General features: G+C 35.0%; 25 protein-coding genes. 7 read left to right on the top strand and 18 right to left on the bottom strand.

Features of this window, described 5'->3' with window-relative positions; all coding sequences use genetic code 11:
• Positions 1-32: 32 nt before the first annotated feature.
• From uvrB to K6119_RS19295, 8 genes are all read right to left on the bottom strand, one after another.
• A complete protein-coding gene (gene uvrB, locus K6119_RS19260; RefSeq protein WP_221834645.1) occupies positions 33-2,057 on the bottom strand; it encodes an excinuclease ABC subunit UvrB in 2,025 nt (674 codons plus the stop codon).
• A complete protein-coding gene (locus K6119_RS19265; RefSeq protein WP_221834644.1) occupies positions 2,047-3,282 on the bottom strand; it encodes a 4-hydroxy-3-methylbut-2-enyl diphosphate reductase in 1,236 nt (411 codons plus the stop codon). The genes uvrB and K6119_RS19265 overlap by 11 nt, the downstream gene beginning before the upstream one ends.
• Positions 3,283-3,516: 234 nt before the next feature.
• On the bottom strand, positions 3,517-4,212 hold the full coding sequence (locus K6119_RS19270; RefSeq protein ID WP_221834643.1) for a hypothetical protein: 696 nt from the start codon (positions 4,210-4,212) through the stop codon (positions 3,517-3,519).
• A 72-nt stretch (positions 4,213-4,284) separates the two neighbouring features.
• Complete coding sequence (locus K6119_RS19275) at positions 4,285-4,710, bottom strand: hypothetical protein (RefSeq protein ID WP_221834642.1); 426 nt, start codon at positions 4,708-4,710, stop codon at positions 4,285-4,287.
• Between the two features lie 156 nt (positions 4,711-4,866).
• The gene (locus tag K6119_RS19280; RefSeq protein WP_221834641.1) at positions 4,867-5,292 is read right to left on the bottom strand and encodes a hypothetical protein; all 426 of its coding nucleotides are present in this window, start codon (positions 5,290-5,292) and stop codon (positions 4,867-4,869) included.
• 77 nt (positions 5,293-5,369) lie between these two features.
• Positions 5,370-6,542, bottom strand: a complete 1,173-nt coding sequence (locus K6119_RS19285) for a M20 metallopeptidase family protein (RefSeq protein ID WP_221834640.1) — start codon at positions 6,540-6,542, stop codon at positions 5,370-5,372.
• A complete protein-coding gene (locus tag K6119_RS19290; protein ID WP_221834639.1) occupies positions 6,502-6,933 on the bottom strand; it encodes a sulfite exporter TauE/SafE family protein in 432 nt (143 codons plus the stop codon). Before K6119_RS19290 ends, K6119_RS19285 begins: the two co-directional genes overlap by 41 nt.
• Positions 6,930-10,142, bottom strand: coding sequence for a TolB-like translocation protein (locus tag K6119_RS19295; RefSeq protein WP_221834638.1), 3,213 nt, complete (start codon positions 10,140-10,142; stop codon positions 6,930-6,932). Before K6119_RS19295 ends, K6119_RS19290 begins: the two co-directional genes overlap by 4 nt.
• A gap of 70 nt (positions 10,143-10,212) precedes the next feature.
• Here K6119_RS19295 and K6119_RS19300 point away from each other — a divergent pair, with 70 nt between their 5' ends.
• Positions 10,213-10,863, top strand: coding sequence for an MBL fold metallo-hydrolase (locus K6119_RS19300; RefSeq protein ID WP_221834637.1), 651 nt, complete (start codon positions 10,213-10,215; stop codon positions 10,861-10,863).
• On the opposite strand, the gene K6119_RS19305 is transcribed toward K6119_RS19300, so the two are convergent.
• Positions 10,860-11,540, bottom strand: a complete 681-nt coding sequence (locus tag K6119_RS19305; RefSeq protein WP_221834636.1) for a hypothetical protein — start codon at positions 11,538-11,540, stop codon at positions 10,860-10,862. The two genes, K6119_RS19300 and K6119_RS19305, sit on opposite strands and share 4 nt — an antisense overlap.
• Positions 11,541-11,675: 135 nt before the next feature.
• Between K6119_RS19305 and K6119_RS19310 the strand changes: the two genes are divergently transcribed.
• On the top strand, positions 11,676-11,924 hold the full coding sequence (locus tag K6119_RS19310) for a hypothetical protein (protein WP_221834635.1): 249 nt from the start codon (positions 11,676-11,678) through the stop codon (positions 11,922-11,924).
• Here K6119_RS19310 and K6119_RS19315 read toward each other — a convergent pair.
• Positions 11,921-12,892 (bottom strand): M23 family metallopeptidase, encoded by a 972-nt coding sequence (locus K6119_RS19315; RefSeq protein WP_221834634.1) that lies wholly within the window; start codon positions 12,890-12,892, stop codon positions 11,921-11,923. The two genes, K6119_RS19310 and K6119_RS19315, sit on opposite strands and share 4 nt — an antisense overlap.
• Positions 12,893-13,043: 151 nt before the next feature.
• Between K6119_RS19315 and alaS the strand changes: the two genes are divergently transcribed.
• Positions 13,044-15,650, top strand: a complete 2,607-nt coding sequence (gene alaS, locus K6119_RS19320; RefSeq protein ID WP_221834633.1) for an alanine--tRNA ligase — start codon at positions 13,044-13,046, stop codon at positions 15,648-15,650.
• Positions 15,651-15,655: 5 nt separating this feature from the next.
• Positions 15,656-16,276: a hypothetical protein gene (locus tag K6119_RS19325; protein WP_221834632.1), complete on the top strand. Its 621-nt coding sequence runs from the start codon at positions 15,656-15,658 to the stop codon at positions 16,274-16,276.
• On the opposite strand, the gene K6119_RS19330 is transcribed toward K6119_RS19325, so the two are convergent.
• A complete protein-coding gene (locus tag K6119_RS19330) occupies positions 16,273-17,283 on the bottom strand; it encodes a T9SS type A sorting domain-containing protein (RefSeq protein WP_221834631.1) in 1,011 nt (336 codons plus the stop codon). The genes K6119_RS19325 and K6119_RS19330 overlap by 4 nt on opposite strands.
• Before the next feature lie 56 nt (positions 17,284-17,339).
• Positions 17,340-17,876, bottom strand: coding sequence for a hypothetical protein (locus tag K6119_RS19335; protein WP_221834630.1), 537 nt, complete (start codon positions 17,874-17,876; stop codon positions 17,340-17,342).
• A gap of 89 nt (positions 17,877-17,965) precedes the next feature.
• Here K6119_RS19335 and K6119_RS19340 point away from each other — a divergent pair, with 89 nt between their 5' ends.
• Both K6119_RS19340 and K6119_RS19345 read left to right on the top strand, forming a co-directional pair.
• The gene (locus K6119_RS19340; RefSeq protein WP_221834629.1) at positions 17,966-18,118 is read left to right on the top strand and encodes a hypothetical protein; all 153 of its coding nucleotides are present in this window, start codon (positions 17,966-17,968) and stop codon (positions 18,116-18,118) included.
• Positions 18,119-18,120: 2 nt separating this feature from the next.
• Positions 18,121-19,008, top strand: coding sequence for a hypothetical protein (locus K6119_RS19345; protein WP_221834628.1), 888 nt, complete (start codon positions 18,121-18,123; stop codon positions 19,006-19,008).
• Positions 19,009-19,045: 37 nt separating this feature from the next.
• On the opposite strand, the gene K6119_RS19350 is transcribed toward K6119_RS19345, so the two are convergent.
• On the bottom strand, positions 19,046-19,567 hold the full coding sequence (locus K6119_RS19350; RefSeq protein ID WP_221834627.1) for a hypothetical protein: 522 nt from the start codon (positions 19,565-19,567) through the stop codon (positions 19,046-19,048).
• An 83-nt stretch (positions 19,568-19,650) separates the two neighbouring features.
• Positions 19,651-20,379, bottom strand: coding sequence for an NYN domain-containing protein (locus K6119_RS19355; protein ID WP_221834626.1), 729 nt, complete (start codon positions 20,377-20,379; stop codon positions 19,651-19,653).
• An 88-nt stretch (positions 20,380-20,467) separates the two neighbouring features.
• Here K6119_RS19355 and K6119_RS19360 point away from each other — a divergent pair, with 88 nt between their 5' ends.
• On the top strand, positions 20,468-21,070 hold the full coding sequence (locus tag K6119_RS19360) for an HD domain-containing protein (RefSeq protein ID WP_221834625.1): 603 nt from the start codon (positions 20,468-20,470) through the stop codon (positions 21,068-21,070).
• 1 nt (position 21,071) lies between these two features.
• Here K6119_RS19360 and K6119_RS19365 read toward each other — a convergent pair whose 3' ends face one another.
• From K6119_RS19365 to K6119_RS19380, 4 genes are read right to left on the bottom strand one after another with little or no spacing between them, the layout of a single operon-like run.
• Positions 21,072-21,953: an FKBP-type peptidyl-prolyl cis-trans isomerase gene (locus tag K6119_RS19365; RefSeq protein ID WP_221834624.1), complete on the bottom strand. Its 882-nt coding sequence runs from the start codon at positions 21,951-21,953 to the stop codon at positions 21,072-21,074.
• Position 21,954: 1 nt separating this feature from the next.
• Positions 21,955-22,494 (bottom strand): FKBP-type peptidyl-prolyl cis-trans isomerase, encoded by a 540-nt coding sequence (locus K6119_RS19370; RefSeq protein WP_221834623.1) that lies wholly within the window; start codon positions 22,492-22,494, stop codon positions 21,955-21,957.
• A complete protein-coding gene (locus K6119_RS19375; protein ID WP_221834622.1) occupies positions 22,487-23,521 on the bottom strand; it encodes a DHH family phosphoesterase in 1,035 nt (344 codons plus the stop codon). The genes K6119_RS19370 and K6119_RS19375 overlap by 8 nt, the downstream gene beginning before the upstream one ends.
• A gap of 60 nt (positions 23,522-23,581) precedes the next feature.
• Positions 23,582-24,112: a hypothetical protein gene (locus K6119_RS19380; protein WP_221834621.1), complete on the bottom strand. Its 531-nt coding sequence runs from the start codon at positions 24,110-24,112 to the stop codon at positions 23,582-23,584.

A 24,112-nucleotide genomic window follows, 5' to 3' on the forward strand; every position in this document is an offset into this window, starting at 1 on the left:
TTACAAAGTTCGCATTTATACTTTGATTAATATTATTCTTCTATAGATTTTAACCTTTTCTGCAATACAAACATTTCATCTCTTAATCTTGCTGCTTCAATAAAGTCGAGTTCTTTTGCGGCAGCTTCCATGTCTTTTTGTGATTTTTTGATGGCTTTTTCCAATTGATCCTTACTCATGTATTCAATCACCGGATCTGCCGCCATTTGCATTTCTGTTTCAGTTTCGTAAATGGCTGTTACATTATCACCATCTGCCACTTTTGTTTGCTTAAGGATGCTCTCTCTACTTTTCTTAATTTGTTGTGGTGTGATGTTATGATCTTTATTGTATTCCTCTTGAATCGTTCTTCTTCTGTTGGTCTCGTCAATGGTTTTACGCATTGAGTCTGTTATCTTGTCTGCGTACATGATCACTCGCCCGTTAACATTTCTTGCGGCTCTACCTACGGTTTGAACCAGGGCTCTTTCAGATCTTAAGAATCCTTCCTTATCTGCATCAATAATAGCTACTAAAGAAACTTCAGGTAAATCCAATCCCTCTCGCAATAAGTTAACACCAATCAAAACATCAAATTCTCCCAAGCGCAATTGACGCAATATTTCCACTCTTTCCAGGGTATCAACATCCGAATGGATATACCTACAAGGAATAGACATTTTGTCAAGATATTTTTGAAGTTCTTCGGCCATTCTCTTTGTCAGAGTAGTCACCAATACACGCTCATCCTTTTCTTTTCGAATGTGTATTTCTTCAATTAGATCATCAATTTGATTTTTACTTGGGCGTATTTCTATAATTGGATCTAACAAACCTGTTGGACGAATAATTTGTTCAACGTAAATACCTTCAGATTTTTCCAATTCATAATCAGCCGGAGTTGCTGAAACGTAGAGCGTTTGACCTGTAACTGATTCAAATTCTTCAAATTTCAGTGGTCTGTTGTCCATGGCAGCAGGCAATCTAAATCCAAACTCTACAAGATTTTGTTTTCTAGATCTATCTCCTCCATACATGGCCCTAATTTGTGGAATCGTTACGTGACTTTCATCTATCATCAAAACAAAGTCATCAGGAAAATAATCTATTAAACAGAAAGGTCTTGATCCTGGAGGCCTTCCGTCAAAATATCTTGAATAGTTCTCAATACCTGAGCAATAACCCAGTTCACGAATCATTTCTAAGTCGTAATTAACACGATCCTCAATTCTCTTAGCTTCCAAAACTTTTCCTTCTCCCCTTAAAAATTCAAGGTGCTTACCAAGATCCAGTTCAATTTCTCCAATGGCAGAATTTATGGTTGATTGACTGGTAACAAAAATGTTTGCAGGGAAAATATTGATTTCTGTAAAGTCTTCTATTTTACTGTTGTTAATAGGGTCAAAAGTGTAGATTTCTTCAATTTCATCACCCCAAAATATGATACGCAATGCATAGTCAACATAAGCCAAAAATACATCTATGGTGTCTCCTTTAACCCTAAAATTTCCTCGTTCAGGTGCTGTATCATTCCTTGAATATAGATTCTCTACAAGTTTCAGTAAAAACTTGTTTCTGGAAACGTTCATTCCCTTGGTAACATGGATAATAGACTCCTCAAATTCCTTGGGATTTCCGATACCATAAATACATGAAACTGAAGCTACAATTAACACATCTCTTCTTCCTGAAAGTAGGGCAGAGGTGGCTGAAAGGCGCAACTTCTCAATTTCATCATTGATAGACATGTCCTTTTCAATGAAAGTATCTGTTACAGGCAAATATGCCTCTGGTTGATAGTAGTCATAATACGAAACAAAGTATTCTACAGCATTATCAGGAAAAAACTGTTTAAACTCACCATATAGCTGTGCGGCTAATGTTTTGTTGTGAGATAAAACAAGTGTAGGGCGATTCAGTTTTTCCACCACATTAGCCATGGTGAATGTTTTTCCACTTCCCGTTACTCCTAAAAGTGTTTGAAATTGCTCGCCATTTTCAAATCCCTGAACAATTTGCTCAATTGCCTGAGGTTGATCTCCTGTTGGTTTATAATCTGCTTGTATTTTAAAGTCCATTGTATTTTGCTGCTACTTTGTTAACTGCACTGTCTAACAGTTGGTTTTGTTTTTTAAATAATAGTATTTTTTGAATCAATTCTTCCACCAGAACATCAGGACATGAAGCACCTGTAGTTATTCCAATTCTAATGTTTTTCTTGCCCAAATCAATTGAATCAACTACCTCTTTAGACGTTTCTATATTAAAATGCTTTATTTCCTTTTCGTTTAATAGTTTGTCAGCATCTTCAATGAAATAAGTAGGACAAAAATTATTCAAAATTTTAACCAGTTTAGTTGTGTTTGAGCTGTTGTATCCACCAATTACAAAAGCTATATCTGGTTTAGTTTGAGCCATAGTTATTGTTGCAGATTGATTTTCATTGGTTGCATAACAAAGAGTATCTCTAGTGCTTCCAAAGTGCTTATCTACTTGTTCTACTCCATATTTCATCACCATTTCCTCCCTTAGGTAGTCTGAAATTTGCTGAGTTTCTTCTGCAAGCATGGTAGTTTGGTTCACAACGGCAATTTTTTGAAGATCTTTGGTATAATTAAATCCGGCTGATTTAATAGGCTTAACTTTTACTTCAAATTCTTCTTTTTGAATTTCTTGCTTAATCAAAAGTCCTAGCAACTTAGCCTCCTCCAGATTATATATAATCATTGCTGGTCCATATCTTTCTATCCTTTTAAAGGTAGCTCTAGTTTCCTCATGAGTTGGTTTACCGTGAACGATAATGGTATATCCGTCTTTTGCTAATTTTTCACCTTTGTTCCATACTCTTTCAACAAAAGGACAAGTTGTGTCATATTCTTCTATTTGAATTCCCTTTTCATTCAGTTTTTGTTCCAATTCGGGAGTTGTACCAAAGGCGGGAATAATGACAATGTCCTCTTTTTTTAAATTATCAAAAGGTATTTTCACATTTCCGTAGGTGTCCATTATAAAACGCATTCCCTTTTTCTGTAAATCTGTATTTACATGCGGATTATGAATTATTTCGCTTAAGAGATAAATGTCCTTTTCAGGATATTTTTTGAGTATTTGATATGCTTTTTCAACTGCATTTTGAACACCAAAACAAAATCCAAAATGCCTTGCTAATGCAATTTCAACATTTTCAAATTCCAATATTGTAGGTACCAAGTCTTTCTTAAGCTTATCTGCTTCTTGACGGATATTCTTCAATTGAGAAATAAAACCTGATTGATATTGATGTGGAATGTTGAATTGCTTCATTACATCAAAAATACGTCCTTCTGTGACAATATTTACCAAAAAATAAAAGAAGGCCCCATGAAAAACCTCCTTTTACCTATTGAATTGAAACGTGAATTAAATTTTGTCTTTTCTGAAACACTTGGTTTCAGGCATTACAAATAATATACAATCCAAAAATAAGGGCTAAGAAATGAGAAGAAAAGAGTATTAAAACGGAGAAAAACGACTTTTTATTAAGTATAAAAACTTAACCTAAGGTTCAAGGCTCATAATATAGTCAAGGGCTGTGTAGTTCAATTCTCCCGACCAATGCTTCATGGTAGATTGGTCTTTATCAAGCAAAAATACTGAGGGCATGTCAATACCTGCAATTTCAATCATAAATCTCATATCCCCTAAGAGGTAGGAGTCAAAGTTTTCACCTCGGTTGTTTTTTAAAAAGTTCAAAACATCCTCTTTGGTGTCGATAAAAAAGGCATGAATTTCCATTTCCATTCCTGCGGATTTGCAAATTCCAAGTTTAGCTGAAGTGTTCATGCAATGCCCACAGTTGGTGTCAAAAAATACTACCAAATGCCTGTGGTCTTTAGGGGTATAATTTTCGCCGGAAGCTACACTAAGTGTATTAGCAGATTCCAATGTCATTTCATCACTGAAATCACCATAATCTGTGTTCCAAATTGGACTGATAAAAGAAATTCCAAATCCCGGTAACATTCCTATTAAAAACACCCAAATGAATTTGATTTTTCGGGTTTTTTCAAAAAATGAAAATGTAAGATTTAGGGCAATTACGAAAAATACAATCACCAAAAATCTAAGGAAAAATGTAGTGAAAACCCATCCTGAGTTGAGGTTGATAATTGACCAGGTAATTAGCTTATAATAAAACAACGGAATTGTAAAAGCTATACCTAAAAAAACAAGGATGGAAATTATTCGTGCCATGATTATAACAAAGATAAAAATAGGCAAAAAAAAAGGGGGCAAATGCCCCCTGAATATTATATAATATTCTAATTATTGCTTTTCAGCTTTAGTAGTAGTTACACCACCATTTGTGTCAGTTTGCTCGAATGTAGCGTTAGTTTTTGACAACTCAACGATAGTCATTGAGAAAACATCTGAAGTATCATCAGCTTTTGACTCAAGAACTGTACCGTCTCCAGTAACTCTGAACAACATGTTTTCAGTGAATGAAGCACCACCCCAAGTTACAGTTTGGCTTCCAGTACACCACTCATCAGTTTTCAATTTACAAGAATTGAAAGTCATTGAGATCTCAGTACCACCATCTAATAAGTTAGTAGTAGTTCCGCTAATTGCGTAAGTAGCTTCAGTAGCTTTCCAAGTACCGTCTAATTTTTTAACAGCAGCTTGATCTTTGTTACATGAAACCAAAGTTAAACCTGCGAAGGCAATTGCTACAAATAATAGCTTTTTCATAATTCAAATTTTTAAGTTTACAAATTGCGACCCTAAATTAACTAATATATTGGAATAACAAAGGATAATTGGCAATAAGTTTATAAGATTAGATTGTTAAAAGAAAAAGCCGTTAATGAATGAACATCAACGGCTTATAAAAAAAAATAGTTTTTTTTATTTTTTCTCTAATTCTATATCTGTTGTAGAGTCACCATCTACTTGTTTAAGTACACAGTTTGATTTAGTTAATTCTATAATTTGTATTGAGCTTACGTCAGTAGAATCAGCATGTTCTTTTGTTTCTAATGTTGTACCATCTCCAGTTACTCTGAAAACGTAATTTTCTGTATCAGTATCTCCTAAAAAATTAAGAGTTGCCGAACCTGTACACCACTCATCATTTTTTAATTTACAACTGTTGAATGTCCATTCAGCGCTTCCACCTGCACCAATAATGTCAATTGTGAAACCTCCGCCTGAAGCAACCATTTTTGTTGCATTCCAACTACCGTCTAATTTTTTAACAGCAGCTTGATCTTTGTTACATGACACCAATGTTACTCCAACAAATGCCAATGCAATTAAAGTTAATTTTCTCATTATTTATAAGTTTTAATTCGGCGGCAAAACTAAGTAAAAAGTTTTTAATTAACTTGAGTTTAAAAGCTTAAAATAAGTTAAAGTAAAATCTGCGCCAGTAGCGTTTGGATACCTGTTTGCATAGCAGTTTCATCAATGTCAAACTTGGCATTATGCACCGGATGAATAATACCCTTAGATTCATTTCGAACACCAATTCGAATAAAAGTAGCTGGTATTTCCTGTGAAAAATAGGCGAAATCTTCTGCCGTAAGTCTCAAAGGAAGATCAGTTACATTTTCTGACCCAAGTACTTCAGTCGCTTTTTGTCTGGCCTTTTTAGTTAACTCAGGATTGTTTTCCAAAAATGGATATCCTCTCCTAATTTCAACATCAACTTTGCCTCCCATGGCTTCAACCAACTGTATAGAATGATTTTTAATGAGCGTATGTGCCTTGTCCCTCCATGATTCATCCATGGTTCTAAAAGTTCCTTGCAAATCAACTTTATCAGGAATTACGTTTGTTGCCCCAAGACCTTCGATTCTTCCAAATGACAATACACATGGTATTTGAGGAGGGCAATTCCTGCTCACAATTTGCTGCAAAGAAGTTAAAAGATGTGCACTAATTAAAATAGGATCAATATTTTGATGTGGCATGGCTCCATGACCACCTTTCCCATGAACAGTAATGTAAATTTCATCTGTGGACGCCATGTACATACCTTCTTTTAGTCCAATTTTACCGGCTTCTAGCTCAGGGAAAACATGTAGGGCGTAAATTTCATCTACTTTAGGGTTCTGCAAAACACCCTCTTTGATCATTAAACTAGCACCTCCAGGTAATTTTTCTTCTCCGGGTTGAAATATCAATTTAACTGAGCAATGAAGCTTGTCTCTATTTTCTTGTAAAATTTTGGCTGTTCCCAACAATATTGCCGTGTGAACATCATGACCGCAGGCGTGCATAATTCCTTCATTGCATGATTTATACGCAACATCATTTTCTTCTTTGATAGGTAAGGCATCTAAATCTGCTCGTAAGCCAATGCACTTATTAGAAGGGGACTCTGGTTTAATGAGTGCTACAATACCTGTTTCAACAATTCCACTTTTAAAATCAATACCCCAATCACTCAATTTTGAAGCAACAAACTTTGAGGTCTCATATTCATGAAACGACAATTCAGGATGTTGATGAATATGCCTTCTGATGGCTATTACCTCATCAAGTATCTGTTTCGATTGTTGTTGAATGAGTTGTATCATTTTTCTTTAATCCTCCTCCTTTATATCCAGAATATATCATTCGTACGGAAATGTACAGCATTAAGATACCAAATATCATTTTCACCAATGCAGGAGATAGTTTAAGCGATAGTTTAGATCCAAAGTATCCTCCTACAACAAATGTGACAGCAATGATGGCTCCAAATTTCCAATTCAATTCACCAGCTTTGGCGTAGTTCATTACAGCCAAAATCCCAATAGGAGGAAGCATGAGTAATAGTGAAGTTCCTTGCGCCTCATGTTGAGACATCCCCATAATATAAATCAAGGCCGGTACAATAATAACACCACCACCAATACCAACAAATCCACTCATGGCGCCTGCCACAAGTCCAATAAAAGAAAGCATTAAAATGGTTTGTAATGTCATATGTCTTTAGTTAACGACAAATATGGTAAAGGTTTTTGGATTTCAAAATCTTCAACACCCCAAGCCAGATCAAACCTTATAAAGTATCCCCAGATTTTTGTTCTGGCGCCAAACCCAAATCCACCAATGATAGGTTCTCTTAAATTCTCTACGTTGATCGTAACCGGTTTGTCTACAATTACCTGAGTATTAAAGTAGTTTTCAGGACTAAAAGGGTGAGGACCGGTCCATGCTACACCTATATCTCCAAAAGTCACCAATTGAAAATGTCTTATGATATCACTTTTAATAGGGTAGGAAGAAAAGAAAGTAAACACAGGCAATCTTAATTCACTGTTGAAGAGTGCAAAGCTGTTTCCATTTCTTTTGTTTTGAATAAATCCTCTCATTGGAGTAGCAATAGTTTGGAATCCAAAGTTTTGATTCGGATCTACAGTAATACTGTGGTCAAAATCAGGATTTCTTCTCAAAACCCAATTATCAACTCCTCCCAAATAATACAAGAGTTTTCTGTCTCCTAATGAAGTGGCTCCGGCAAATCTATTCACCCAAATGAAATTTCTCTTTATTCTGGTATAATGTCTAAAATCAAAACCTAAATTAAAGGTTGGATCATTGTTTCCGCCCAATTCCTGTAACCATTCAGCAAATATTTTAAAACGCATTCCTCTTCTAATATTCAGTTCCATAGGAATGGTGTTATCAAAAACCAGTTCGGTTTTTAATCCTGAATTGTAGTACTCGTTATTGTCCATTGCTAGTGAATTGTCACTGTACGGAATAAAAATTTGCTTGTCTTTTCTGATGTTAACGGTAGTTCTTAAACTTAAAATTTCAGAGATAGGAAAACTCAATCTATATCTTACATCATGCGTTAACCATTTATATAGTTCTTGACTATTTACGGTTTTTTGTCGGTAGAAGACAAGCCTGTGATCTAATCTGTCTTTTAAATGTTCTCCCATTAGTAAAAACTCACCTCCCGAGTACAATGAAGTTGGAATTCTTACTCCACCAAGCAATTTGAAATCATCAAATAAATCACTGGCACCAATTTTCAGTAACAGATTCATCCCCGGATTAAAGTAAACACTTCCCGGACCTGAATAAGGTTGATAATTTGGAAACAAAAAGTTGTTGTCAAATTGAGACAGCACGTAGTCCTTAGCAAAGTTGGGTTCGTAAATGGTAAAAGCTGAAGGTTGCCATTTGTTTTGTTTGATGACTGTTGAATCCCCATTTTCAGCAGCTTGGGTGTCACTGTTATTTGATTTTCCAATCTCAATTATTTCTTTTTGGTACTTATGCTCTAAGAGAAATATGGTATCGTTTGCCTGATTAATGTGTTCTTCTTTCAGGGCTAATTTCTTTTTCTGGTCAATGCGTCTTTGCATGTAGGTTGTATTCCAGATGGTTTCAATCTTGTTATTGTCAGCCTGAGAGGTAATAAACTTGAATTCTTTGTTTTGATAAACCAGGTACAACAAATCATTTGCCTTGTTTACATCATGCTCTCTTATTGCTGTTACATAATTTGTTTGAGGATTAACCGTAGTGATGTATTTGTAGTGAATGGTGGTGTCAATAAATGCAATTGAGCTGTCTTTTTCTGCAATGAATCTGTTGTAAATTCCATTTTGATCACTTAAGTAAATGTATTTACCTGGATCCAATTCATATGGCTGTACCTCATTGATATCCTCAGTATTTGTTACACGATCAAGGTATTTATAGTTGTGGTCTACTTGGCGAAGATCATAAATAAACAGGTCATTTTTTCTATCTATAAAATCAATGTCCGGCTTTTTGAAAATGGTGTCACTTGGTCTGTTGGACGCAAAAATTACTTTGGATGCATTGTCAACAAATTGAGGATTCAGATCATCATAGATGTCATCCGTTATTTTGGTCATTGATTTGCCAATTACATCATATAAATAAAGGTCTGATTGTCCCTTAACTACCCCTGAGATAATCATTTTTTGACCATTTGGAGAATATCCGAAATCCAATACCTTTTCCAGATTTTTCATACTGTTATCAATCAATGATTTTTCATTTACATCATAGATATACAGTTTTAATTCACCTTTAAGTTCTGAGAAAAATGCAATAGCTTCACCTGAAGGATGCCATCTAACCGTTGGAAATGAATAGTCCTGGATTCGCTCCATTTTAGTCTCTTTGGCATAAATTTTTGTTGTTTTGCCACTTACTGTATCAAGTAATTTAATGCGATATCTTCCTAATTGATTTTCTACATATACTATCTTCTTTCCATCTGGACTAATGCGAGATGAATAATAAACAGATTCTTTTTTGTTTTTAACTTCCACATGATCTCCTTGAGGCTCTTGTTGTGATTCATATTCTTCAATGTATCTACCTCTATAAAAAGCAATATATCTTCTACTAAGCTTAGCAAAGTCAATTCCTAACAATGAAGTAAATCCTTTCTCTATGTTTTTGGTAACACGGGTGATATAAATAATGTTTGGAATAACAGATTTTCCATGCATTTCTGCAATGTAATTCCATACGGCAACGCCTGCATACTTTTGTTCTTCATCAGATAAATCATTGAATTTGTCAATGCGTTTGGTGAGGATTAAATCTTTTACACGGCTTTCAGTATCAGAATCCCATTCATGAACAAAATAGTGGATCAACCCTTTTTCTAACCAGGTAGGGATTCCTGAAAATACAGATGATCTCAATTGATCTTTCCAGTCTCCGCCAAAGAACATGTGCTTTAACAATACTTCATAAACCGCAGATTTAATATTGTTGTTAAAAGCTTGATGATCTCCTTCAAAGTAAACGAAGAGTTTTGAACCCACAATTCTTGTTGTACCTCCAACAGTACTTGATTCATCATTTGTAACTCCCAGATTACTTTGTCTGAATTTTTGCTGACTTTCGTAAACGATCACTTCCAGTTTTTCCGGAAAATTATAGTCCAATTTTGCCTCCGCTTCTTGCAAATAGTGGTGCATGGTTCTAGCTGTATAAATGGCTATATCTTCATTAATCCCACTGTAATAAATTCTGAATCGCTTGTAAGCATGATATTTCCAACTGAAACCGTTGTATTGCACTCTGCTTTTGCCAAATTCTTGATAAGACCCCTGATAAAATTGAGCCTGAGCAAAATTCATTTCCAAAAGGAAAATAAGAATTAGTGATATTTTGAGTAGCAGTCGCAGCATTGCTAATAATGATTAAAGATACAAATATCCCAATGGATACGCTACATTTGTACTTTAAAACAAAGAATTTATGATTAAAGTTCACAAATTGACATTCAATCCTTTTCAAGAAAACACTTATATCCTAAGTGATGAAACTAATGAATGTGTGATTATTGATCCGGGATGTTATGATAGAAGTGAACAAGTGTATCTCAAATCTTATATTGAAGAAAATGGTTTAAAGCCTGTAAAGTTGCTCAATACTCATTGCCATATTGATCATGTTTTGGGTAACTATTTTGTGAGTAAGGAATGGGATTTAGAGTTAGGGATGCATGAAGCAGATTTGGTGACTTTACATAACATTCCAAATTATGCAGAATTATATGGTTTTGGAGGATATCAAATTTCTCCTGATCCAACCTATTACATAAATGAAGGCGATAAGGTAACATTTGGTAATTCAACTTTAGAAGTATTGTTTGGACCCGGGCATGCACCCGGACATATAGCATTTTATAGCTTAGAAGATGATTTCATTATCAATGGAGACATCCTGTTTCAGGGTTCATTTGGAAGAACAGATTTACCCGGAGGCAATTTCCAGATCTTAAAAGATACAATTGTAAATAAGATGTTTAATTTACCCGAATCTATGACTGTGTTCACAGGTCACGGACCTGAAACTAAAATTGGTTATGAGAAAATGACCAATCCTATTTTGCACATGAATCTTTAGTGTGTTGTACTTCCTTTTTGGTTGAAATTCCAGCCTATTCCAATAGAAGGATTGAATTGAACATAGGAGAGATTTTCATATAAATTCATTTGATAAATCGGATTCAGTTCTAGATTGAAATAAAAGATTGAATTTTTTGGGCTTGCAGATAGTCCAAAGTTGCTTAATAATCCAATGCCATGCTGGTTTTGTCCAATGTACAATGTTCCATAAGCGCTTCCCAAACCGGCATATAAACTTACATTCTCTTTAACATTTACATGATAGGTTGCATTAAACCCAATGCCTTTTCCAAACTCAAAAACATCTGAAGTTATGGCTATTCTAGGAGTAAAATACAGTCTACTCTTTTCATTGATTGGATGCATAAAATGAAATCCAAGTGAGCCTCCAAAGCTGAATTCTCCTGCTAATACTGTCCATAACTTAATATTCATAGTAGACTTCTGTGTAAGTCCAATACTTGTATTGATACAGGCTCCCGGTCTTGTTCTGAAACCCGGAACTTCTGCAGGTCTGGTATCAGGCATTAACTCAAAAGATCCATTTAATTGAAATTCACCTTTGTTCATGGGTTTTGAAGGAAGATGTAAACTGGTTGAATATACATGACTTGATGCACAGGATTGCACCAGTAGCATCAATATTAATATTCCAATGAATGATAACTGTTTCATGTTAAGCTTTTTTGAGCAATTTAAGAGCATTGAAATGTTTGCTTAAATTGAATTTCGCCACAGCAACAAACTTAGATGCGATTTTCACAACTCACCATGATAATTGCTAGTTTTGCAATTGACAATTAAACAGACATGAACAGAAAAATCAGACTTATTTGGGATTTTCATGGTGGAGATGCAGAAAAAACGGCACAGCATCATGTAAGACACCTGGAAGAATTTATGCAAAGAGAGGAACTTGAATGTCTGCGTACAACTGTTTTATCCAATGCAGATTATCACTTCATGGCCTGTATGACAGTGAATGAAAAGGACGTAATGATCTTGCGAGATTCTTTGAAACCTCACAGAGCAGTAGTTGTTGAAGATATTAATGATTAATCAAATGACTGATTGGCGTTAGATGCCATTTCAATCATACGCTCATATTGCTCAGGAGAAATGTCTGAGTGGAAAAAGTGAATAGGATCAATCTTTTGTCCATTTTTAACTACTTCATAGTGCAAATGTGGAGCTGTAGATTTTCCTGTACTTCCAACTAATCCAATGATTTGACCTCTGATAACTTTATCACCAGGCTTACATTTAAATTCGCTTAAGTGAGCATATCTTGATTGATATCCAAATCCGTGATCAATAATTACAGATTGTCCGTATCCCCATCTTTTAACCTCACATTCCACTACAGTTCCGTTTCCTGTAGCATAAACCGGAGTTCCTGTATCCGCAGTAAAATCTAATCCTGTATGCATTTTCTTAGTTTTGTAAATAGGATCAATTCTATATCCAAAACCAGAAGCAATTCTAGTTAAATCTTCATTTGAAACCGGTTGAATAGCAGGGATGGAAGCCAACATATCTTCTTTTTCTTTAGCCAAACTAATTACTTCATCAAATGACTTTGATTGTGCATACAATGATCTTTGTAACTGATTGATCATTTTTGTGTTCTCAATTACTTTTTGAGAAGACTCAAATCCTAAAAAGTCAGAATATTCATCACTACCTCCGGTTCCCATTTGTCTAATTTCATCCGGGAAAGGCTCTGCGTTGAATACTACACGGTAAATTTCGTTATCTCTTTTGGCAATGTCTTTTGAAACTTCTAACGCCAATGTTAATTCTGAATTCATTTCATCTAAACGCGCGTTTAAGAAATCAACCTCACGGCTTAAATTCTTTTCACGTGGTGACATAAAGATGCTGGAAAATAAAATTTGGAATCCAAATCCCAAAAGGACAGCAGGTCCAATAATCAAAGATAATTTGACTATGCGCTCTCCCCAAGTAACCTCAACCTTCTCATACGATAAGGTTTCCGGATTGTATTTAAACTTTTCCTTCTTCATAGTGTTTTTTCGGTGTGTTGTTGGTCACTTTTCTGACTTATAATGGTAAATCTTTAAAAAGTGACGTGCCAAATTTTCATTTTGACGACGCAAATTTACGCATAAAAGATAAATTTGCAATCACATTAACACATGTTAACAATTTTAATCAATGAATATCAACGATATACGCAAAACCTTTCTTGACTATTTTGAAGGAAAATCCCACAAAATAGTGGCTTCGGCTCCAATGGTTGTCAAAAATGATCCTACTTTGATGTTTACCAATGCAGGTATGAATCAATTCAAAGATTATTTTCTTGGCTATAACGAAGCAAAAGATAAAAGGGTAGCCAATACTCAAAAATGCTTGCGTGTATCAGGTAAACACAACGATTTAGAGGAGGTAGGAGTTGATACTTATCACCATACCATGTTTGAAATGCTTGGAAACTGGTCGTTTGGAGATTATTTTAAAGAAGAAGCTATTAGCTGGGCCTGGGAATTGTTGACGGATGTGTACAAATTGAATAAAGATCAATTGTATATCACTGTATTTGAAGGTGATGAAAATGATGGAGTTCCTGTAGATCAGGAATCAATAGACATCTGGAAAAAGTTTATTGATGAAGACCGCATTATTCTTTGCGATAAAAAAGACAACTTTTGGGAAATGGGTGATTCAGGACCCTGCGGACCATGTTCTGAAATTCACATTGATATTAGAGATGAGGCAGAACGCGCAAAAGGTGATGGAAAATCATTTGTAAACGCAGATCATCCTCAAGTGATTGAAATTTGGAACCTTGTTTTCATGCAATACAATCGCAAGGCTAATGGTAGCTTAGAAAATCTTCCTGCTAAACACGTTGATACAGGAATGGGATTGGAGCGTTTGGCAATGGTGATGCAAGGAAAACAATCAAACTACGATACTGATTTGTTTCAACACCTTATCAAACACCTTGAAAAAGTTTCAGGGTTTGAATATGGAAAGACAGAAGAAATAGATATCGCTTTAAGAGTAATTGCAGATCACATTAGAGCTATTGCATTTTCTATTGCTGATGGGCAGTTACCATCTAATAATGGTGCAGGATACGTTATCAGAAGGATTTTAAGAAGAGCAGTAAGATACGGATACCAAACTTTGGAATTAAAAGATCCATTCCTAACTGGATTGGTTGTTCCATTAGTTGAAGTGATGGGAGATGCATTCCCTGAATTGAAAAAGCAATCTGAATTAATTCAATCGGTTATTAAAGAAGAAGAAACTAGCTTCTTTAGAACATTAGAAACTGGTTTGGTGAAGTTGGGAGATTTGATGAAAGGTGGAAGTAAAGAGCTTAATGGGGCAGATGTATTTGAGTTGTTTGATACTTATGGATTCCCTCTAGATTTAACAGCTTTGATTGCAAGAGAAAACGGATTCACAGTTGATTTAGAAGGTTATAATGTTGAATTAGCTAAGCAAAAAGAGCGTTCAAGAGCGGCTACATCAATGGAGTCTGAAGATTGGGTAGTGATTAAGGATGATGACGTTGAAGAGTTCATTGGTTATGACATGTTGGATGCAGATATCTGGATCACGAAATACAGAAAAGTAAAACAAAAGAATAAAGAGTTTTATCAATTGGTATTTAACATTACTCCTTTCTATGCTGAAGGTGGAGGGCAAGTTGGAGATAAAGGTTGGATTGAATCTGACAGTGAAAAATTACAGATTTGGGATACCAAAAAAGAAAATAATCTAATAGTACATTATGCCAATGAGATTCCTAAAAACATCACCGCTCATTTTAAGGCACATGTAGATAAACCTAGACGTAAAGCTATTCAAGCAAACCATACAGCAACTCACTTATTACATCATGCATTAAGAGAGATTTTAGGAACCCATGTTGAACAAAAGGGATCTTTAGTGGCTGATGAATACTTGCGTTTTGACTTTTCACACTTTGCAAAAGTAGAGGAGGAGCAGTTAAAAGAAATTGAAACTCATGTAAATAAAGCTATTGCTGCAAATGTTGCTTTAAATGAAAGAAGATCTGTGCCAATGGCAGTTGCAGAAGAGTTGGGAGCAATGGCATTGTTTGGTGAAAAATATGGTGATTTGGTGCGTGTAATTCAATTTGGAAGTTCGGTTGAATTGTGTGGAGGATGTCACGTTCAAACTACCGGAGATATTAATGTTTTCAAAATTATTTCAGAAGGATCTGTTGCGGCAGGAGTAAGAAGAATTGAAGCGATTACAGCTGACAAAGCACAATCTTATTTCATGGAGCGTGCAGACAAGTTTGAAGAAATCAATGCTTTGTTAAAGAAGCCAAAAGATATAGTAGCATCTGTTGAGGAGTTGTTAGAAAAGAACAATCAGTTGAACAAAGAAATTGAACAATTGAAAAAAGGCCAGGTAAAGCAACTAAAGTCAGAATTACTTGAAAAGATAGAAGATAAAGGAGGTATGAATTACCTTTCTGCTATTTTGGATTTAGATGGTGGATCAATCAAAGACCTTTGCTTTCAAATGAAAGGTGAAGTAGATAATTTCTTTGCCGTAATAGGAGGTAAAGCAGATGGTAAAGCTACTTTGAGCATTGTTATATCTGAAGATCTGGCAAAATCAAAAGACTTACATGCAGGAAATATGGTAAGAGAAGCTGCTAAACACATCCAAGGTGGTGGTGGTGGACAACCTTTCTTTGCTACTGCCGGTGGTAAAAATCCTGCAGGATTGTCTCAAGCAATTGATGCAGTGGAGAAGGTTGTTTTAGGGTAGTAAATATGGGGTTGTTTTCAAAGAAAGATCCGATTTTAGCATTTTGGGATTGGTTTATTAAAAATGAACGGTCCTTAAGGAATTACAGAGAAAATCCGGATAAATATTTGACTCAAGTAATATCAAAACTCAATAAAATTGCCAGAGGATTGGCTGTTGAAATTGGAGGTGATGAGAATTCCAACATACTCGAATTGGTTATTTCTGCGGATGGAGATATTCACAAGTTTCCTTTAGTTGAACAAATTGTAGAAAATGCTCCTGTAGTAGTGGGTTGGGAAATTATCCCTTTTAGGCAAAGATCAAGCAAAAAAGATACCTCTGAAATGAGTGTTTCTACTCCTGAATTTGTTATTAATGCTTCAGAATTGAAATATGAGCCTTATATCCAGGATGGATTTCTAAATATTATCATTTATTGCGATAAAGTTAATGATGAAAATTATGAAAGGGTAGCTTACTATTGCTTGCTAATCGTTGACAATATATTAGGAGAATATGATTGTGTTACAAAAGTTAAGTCTTATGATGTACAACCAACCCCCATTTCTTCAGGTAGTAAAACTATAAAACCTTTGGTGGATTTAGTAGATTTAATTGATGAAATCAAGGCCAAAAGAAACTAACCAATCACAACTCTCTTTCTAAATACACCCTTGTCGTTTACCAATTCTACAATATAGGTTCCCGGAGCTTGTTGCAAGTTAATGAATTGTGTTGTTGAAGTTTTACTTATACGCTCAACAATTTGTCCTTTTGTATTATAGATATTAATGGTACCGGTTTCAGGCCCTTTAATTGTAAATTGTCCTTTTGAAGGGTTAGGGTAGATGCTGATCTCCATTAATTCATTTCCTGGCATATCTGCATTTCCGCTCAATGTTCCCGCTTCATCATTGGCGTTTACAAATTGATAATCACCACCTACTTCATTCCAAATCACAACAAATAACTCCAATTTTGAAGGGTCCCAATTTCCATTAACGGCCATAACATAATTTTTATCTACAGTTGTGCCACTTGCTATTGAACCATCTGCTATCAATTCTCCAAAGTTCCCGTTCATACTTGTTCGCAAAACGTTATTGTGCCAGATATCGCCGGGCGTTCCTCCATAATTTTGCTGAAATTCCCAAATGCTATCTTCTTGCACATAAACAGCCATGTAATAATTGCCGTTTTGGGCTGTGAAGAACTCTGTGGTAGACTGAAAATAAATGGAATCTCCAATAACAGCCCAGTTAAATCCTGTATTTACATTAGCTGCAGTAGTACTGTAAAAATTGTTGATACTGTCAACTATTTCACTCACAATAGTCGCCGAATATGCACCTTCATTAATTCCGTTCAATGTGAAAATAGGTTGACCTGCAGTTCCTATTTCATTTGCTATGGCTTCGGCTGTTGGTGAATATAAAGCTGAGGTAGAAGATTTATGTAAATCTGAGTAAATGGCTTTGTTTCCGGCCTGTGTGATAATGTCTTCCGTTGCCGGTTTACCATCTTGTCCGCAGAAACCACACCAGGTGGCGGTTACTTGTCCATAAAAAGATTTTATAGTGGTAGGAACCGTAATTTGTGCAAAAGACAATGTTCCCAACAAAGTGATTGAGGTGAGTAGTAATTTCATCATTCTTGAGTTAGTTAAACATTTGACGAAACCAAATCAATTAACTTACAATCAATAATTTATTGACCTAAAACTAGAGCATCAACCCAAAATATTTGATGAACGTTAATTACATGGTCTTGGGTGATTAACTCATCTGTTTCAGCATTGACACGTAAATTAAACTGGTCTTTTTTGATGTATTCCTGAAGGTCTGCTCCTGTAGTTTCCATCACTAATACTGTAGTTGTATCGGCTATATTGGACTTTGAAGCAATTTGAGTTTCATTTAAACCATCTGCATTGATAAATAATGCAATTGATTTTAAAAAACTAAAATCAGTATTAGAAGGAGAAGTAACAGTTAAATCTAAATCTGTCAAAATGATTTGTTCAATTTTATCTTTTCTAGTGTCATTTACTTCAAATGTAGATTCAGAATTAGTTGTTGTTGTTGGGGTAATTATATCAATGGGTATATTGATTCCAATTGTGGAGGGAATAGTAGCAGAATTGTCAAACTCCATATTAAACTGGGTAAATTGATCTATCTTTTTACAGGCTGTTCCCATTAATGCTAAAAGAATAATAAGGGTAAAGGTTGGAAAGTTCTTCATTTTGTTGCTTTGTTTAAAAAAAACGAACATTCTATCAATTAGGTTTGTTCATTTAAGGATATATTTATAATTGAATCAAACATCTTAAAATGGACGAACAAAGTAAACGCGCATTAGTCATTGTTTTAATCCTGGCAGGTGCTGCTGTGGGATTATTTTTCATCTTTAAATTTTGGTGGACTTTCTTAGTAGCTGCGGTATCTTTCTTAGCGGGATATTTCATGGGAAAAAGCAAAAAGTAAAAGTGACAAGCTTTCATTCTACATATATCTTAGCTCTTATTGCAATTGTTCTTTCTTGTTCAGGTTCTGAAGATTCTGATATAAATAAAGAAGTGATTAGAGATGGTATGGATGAAGGGAATGAGCTTATAGATTCAACTGATCTAAGGGATTTTGAGGAAGATGCAAATGAAGCATTTGACGTGATAGATACATTGGAATCAATGTCCGGAATTCTTGAAACACCTGTCAAATTAGGTGGGAAATTATTAAACTCTTCAACGTATCATGAGGACGAACTGGATAGCAGCTGGTTTGATCAAGACTGGTATTTACTTTACCGCGATAGTGACAAAGTTTGTTATTTGGAAAAGGTTGATATACTTTATTCAAGAGTAAATGATCCAATTTTGGATGGAGATGAAGGAGCAACAGGATGGAAAATTGAAACTGATTTTACAGATCCTCATGAAGAAATTATTTTGATGAGTAATGTTGGAGAACTGGAAGAAGGAGAAGTTATTGAAATCAATTTAATGGATGATGTAGTGGCACCGGCAGAGCAAGAAGATATTGTTCATATGGGTCAAGAGTTTTTTCTCAGAGGTTATGGTAAATCTAAAAAAGTGAGTGAGGAGTTTATGATATTGCAAGATTATTACCTTATATATGGTGCGGTGACTAGTGAAGGCAAAAAAACAAGGCAGTTGATTACTCATTTTGAGTTTTTTGATGATGCCATGTTGCAAATTCTTTTTGTTGGGGATATTGATCAGGATGGAATTCCTGATTTAATGATAGACAATAGAAACAAGTATAATTCATTCGTACCAACTTTATTTTTATCAGGTTCTGCTAAATCACCTTACTTACTTAATCAAGTAGCTACAGTTAGTAGTGTAGGATGCTAAAAAAAGGACCATCTAATAGATGATCCTTTATAAAGCTTTAATCTTGAGCGGCGTAAATGGCGCCATGATGATTGATTAATTCTGTAAATTTTCTGTGTGCTTCTTCATCATAATTGTCAATTACTCTACCGTGTTCGTCTTTTGCAATTCTGGATGTCCAATAGGTTTCCATTGTGCCCCATTGCGTCAAATGGTAGCCATATCTGCCTAAAATAATGTTAGGATCAATCTTGTTGCCCATTGCATCTTTTTCAAAAATCATTGCAGCCTTAATCTCTGCGTATTTTTCAATGCTAATTGGTTCTCCTTCTTGCATAGAAGCAACAGTTTCTTGATAAATTGGCATAAACACTTGTTGGATAGCCATGGCATGAGTTGGATCGGTCATCATCTTGGTCCATCCGGTTTTTGCAGCTTCCCAACTTTCGTTGTTTACTCCATTTTCTTGGGCAATTTGTGCATGCTTATCAGTTTCTTCCGGCTTGGTTTGGGACATGAGTCCACATAGTTTGGCGTACAATTCCAATGAAACGCCTGAAATAGGTTCAAATTGAGACATTTTTTGTGATTTAATTAGTTGGTAATTTAATTTTTAGAGCATATAAGTTACACTAAATAAATCACTTATGAAAATAAAGTAGCTTATTTGTTACGTACAAAAATAAGCTTGGTTTTTCCACTCCCTTTCCCCTGATCGCGTAAGTCAATTTCAAATTGTTTTAAGGATTTAAACAAGGGGGTTAGTTTTTCAAAACCAAAATTTCTTGGGTCAAAATTGGGTTGTTTTTTAATTATTATCGAACCTACATCACCCAAAAACGCCCAACCATCTTCATCTGCACAATCCTGAACAGAGTTTTTAAGTAAGCGAATCACATTTGGTGTAATGGTGGATAATGCTTTTGAATTTGCATTTTGATTATTTGTATTGTCAGATTTCTGTAGAATTTCCAGATAAATAAACTTATCACAAGCAACAATAAACGGATCAGGAGTTTTCTTTTCTCCTATACCATATACTACTTTACCGGATTCTCTAATTCTGGTAGCCAGTTTGGTAAAGTCACTATCAGAGGATACAATGCAAAATCCATCCACCTGATTGGTGTATAAAATATCCATGGCATCAATGATCATGGCTGAATCCGTTGCGTTTTTGCCAATTGTGTAACTGTATTGCTGTATGGGATTTATTGCATGTTCCAATAGTGCATCTTTCCATTTTTTAAGTCTTGGATTGGTCCAGTCACCATAAATTCTTTTGATAGTAGGTGTACCATATTTGGTGATTTCCTCCATCATTTCTGAAACATATTTAACCGGTATATTGTCGCCGTCAATTAAAACAGCTAGCTTTATTTCTTTATTCATATATCTTTAAATATAAGCATTATAAAAGGTTTTGCAGGTAGATATGATTGAACATAAGCAAGATAATAGTCACATTTATAAACTGTGGATGAGCTTAAACAAAAGTGCGCTAAAGCAGGTTGATCATAGCTTGTTGGATAAATTTTGGAATGAGATTAAGGAGAATTACGATTCTACAACAAGATTTTATCACAATCTAACGCATTTATCTGAAATGTTCAGGTATGCTTTTGAATTTCAATCAGCATTCAAAGATTTTGAAGTGGTTTTGTACAGTATTTTTTATCATGACATTGTTTATGATGCAGCTAGCAAAGACAATGAAGAAAAAAGCGCAGAAATAGCCAAAGAAAGATTACAGAAACTTGGATTTGAAATAGATAGAGTAGAAGAGGTGTTCAATCAAATAATCGCCACCAAATTCCATGAATTATCTACCGACAATGATACAAATCTCCTATTGGACATTGATATGTCTATTTTAGGTTCGGATTGGAAAAACTATGAAGCCTATGCTTTGAATGTTCGCAAAGAGTATGGTATTTATCCTGATAACATCTATAATCCCGGAAGAAAAAAGGTACTCCAACATTTTTTGGATATGGATGCCATATTTAAAACAACAGCATTCAATAATAAGCTAGAGTCAAAAGCCAGAGAAAATATTGCTAGAGAAATAGACTGGTATTAGTTTATTCAATGGTAGATACTCTTACGTCGTATACAATATCCGTATTGGCAGGCACGTGATCAATTAATCCTTTTTTGCCGTAAGCAACTTTAGCCGGTATTTCAATAAATGCACTTTCACCTGCTTTCATTACAGACATTCCAATGTGTAATCCTTCCACAACATTATCGTTTTCAAATTTGAAACTGAAAGGAGTAGCATTTTGGTATGAATTGTCATACATTCCCGGATCTTTACCTTTTCTGAAGGCAAAATAATCAAATGTTATTTTCTGCTCCTTTTTAGGTATAGCACCATCAATGACTTTTTTGTATTTGTATACTTTAACACCATCCTCTAATACAATTGGTTCAACTTTTTCTACTATTTCAATGTCCACTATGATATCCGCTTTAGGCGGAACGATAGTTTTGTATCCATCTTCGCCGTAAGCTAAAGCAGCCGGAATCATAATACGTCCTATGTCACCCTCGCTCATCTCTACTAATCCTTGTTCCCAACCTGGCAGCATAACACCAATGTTAGATTTTAAAGGTACCGGTTCTCCCAATTCAGAGTTTGAATCAAATTGTTCGCCTGCTGCAACACGCGCTTTATAATTAACAAGAACAACATCATTCAGATCAATAGGTCTTTCAGTTTTTTTAATTTCCCATTCAATACGCAATCCATCTTCTCTTTGAAAAACCATTTCATTAGCTACTCCATTAATTGAGTCAGCCTTGAGCATACTGCTTTGTTGTTCATCAGAATTGTCAGTTGAATCAACTTCATTGACTGTTATTTGATCATTATCATGGTTATTTTCATCCTCATCTACACCTTCAAGTGTACAAGCGACGAATGTTATAAGCGAAAAGAAATAAATCAATTTATTGCGCATACTATTTTTGGTCTTTTTTTTGAATTTCTACTAAAGTAATGTCATATATAGTAGGCATTAAAGGAGGGATTTTGTCTTTGTCCCCAATTAAACCATGAGCCATATGTGATGGTAAAATAAATTTAGCCTTGTCACCTGTACACATGAATTTGATTCCTTCATGCAAACCGTATTCGAGATCTGTTTTTTCAACAACAAAACTCTCGGCTCCTTTCTCTTCAGATGAATAGCAAAAAGTTCCGTCTAATAAGGTGATTTCAAAATCAACCGTTACAAAGTCTCCGGCTCTTGCTGTATCGTTGTTTTCAGATTTATAATAAACAAAGTATCTCAATCCTGTTCCGGTCTCTTTTGCTTTCCAGTCAGGGCGGTGAGACAAAAAGTCTTCAATTTCTTGATTTTCTTCTCCGGCAAAGGTGTTGTGCATATTAATTGATTCATCTTGCGTCCAATCACCGGTATTAACTGGTGTTTGAACTTCTGGCTCACTTTTGCAGCTCAATAAAAAAATAGAGATTATGAATACAAAGGTTCTAATCATCAAAGCAGGCTTTATTTTCATCAACGAATCTAGGTAGAATCGTTACAAATTTGTCAATCGCATCTTCTATTTTACCGACAAATTTTCCACCGGATGCGTTTAAATGTCCTCCACCATTGAAGTGATTTTTTGCCATTTCACTCACAGGTACAGCTCCTTTTGATCTGAAGCTTATCTTGACAATGCCATCATCTTCTTTAAAGAATACGGCCATTTTAACACCTTCTATCCCTAAAGCTTGATTGACTAGTCCTTCTGTGTCACCTTTCGTTGCATTAAATGATTCCAGCTCTTTTGCTCCTAATGATATATGAGCGGCTTTATATTCAGGTAGAATAACAAGTTTATTTAACATGGCATAACTCACCAACCTGATTCTATCTAAAGAATTATTGTCAAAAATGTGTTCATGAACTTCCCAATGTCTTACACCTGCCTCCATTAATCTAGCCGCGATTAAGTGCGTTTTTGGAAGAGTAGAAGAGAACCTAAAAGATCCTGTATCTGTTACTATCCCTGCATATAAAGGTGTGCCTATCAAAGGGTCCACAATATTTTCATCTCCAGACGCAGCAATAATCTCATATATAAGTTGAGAGGTAGAGCAAGAAGTGATATCAGAGAACATTAAATCACAAAAATTTTCATCAGGGTCTCTATGATGATCTACCATTACTTTTTTAGCAGTGGCATCATTCATTAATTTTTCCATCTGTCCAATTCGTGAAGATGAATTGTAATCTAAACAAAAGATTAAATCTGCATTTGCAAAAATCTCAGTTACCTTTTCTTTGTGATCATCAAGATTGTAGATTTCATCATGACCAATTAACCAATGTAAAAAATCCGGAGCAACGTCAGGATGACAAATGTTTACATTGTATCCTTTTACTTTCAAATAATGATAAAGTCCTAAAGAGCTACCTACGCTATCTCCATCAGGACTTTTGTGAGCTGTAATTAGGATGTTAGCAGATTGATTTAGTAAGTCCTTGAGCGATTGTATTTTATTGCTGTCTATACCCATATTGTACTAAAAAACCCTGACCTCAAAGAGTGCCAGGGCTTAATATTTTTTGGTTATTAATTAGAAACCAAACTTTTCAACTTTTTTATGCTCTAGTAAAACTCCAACACAAACGTTGTCTGTTTTAGCTAATTTTTTATCAGAACTTTCACCTGAAGCAGGAATATTTACATCTAAGTAAAATTTCTCTGTTTTTTCAACTGTGAAAATTAAATACTGAGCTAGGTTGTCATCATTGTTTTTGTACAAAGATTCTCTTTGTCTCTTGATGTTCGTATTACCATACTCATCTTTTACTCTAACAACCGCGTCATGCGCTAATTCAAATCTGATTTTATCTCCACCTTCTTCAATATCAGTACAAACAGAGATTCTATAATCGAATCCTTTGTAAGCGATAAAGCTCATTTTATAAACTTCACCTTTCTTAAAGTTGGCGCTTTGAGATTGGTTATTTAAGTTCCAAAACTCTTTTTGTTGGTCTTCATCTAGGACATTTGTACAGAAAAAGTGTGTTTTTTTACATTGTGCTAACGCCTGAATAGCTACCAGACTGATTAATGCTGTCCCAATAATTAATGCTCTTTTCAT

The organism is Paracrocinitomix mangrovi (assembly GCF_019740355.2).
Taxonomy (GTDB): domain Bacteria; phylum Bacteroidota; class Bacteroidia; order Flavobacteriales_D; family Crocinitomicaceae; genus Paracrocinitomix; species Paracrocinitomix mangrovi.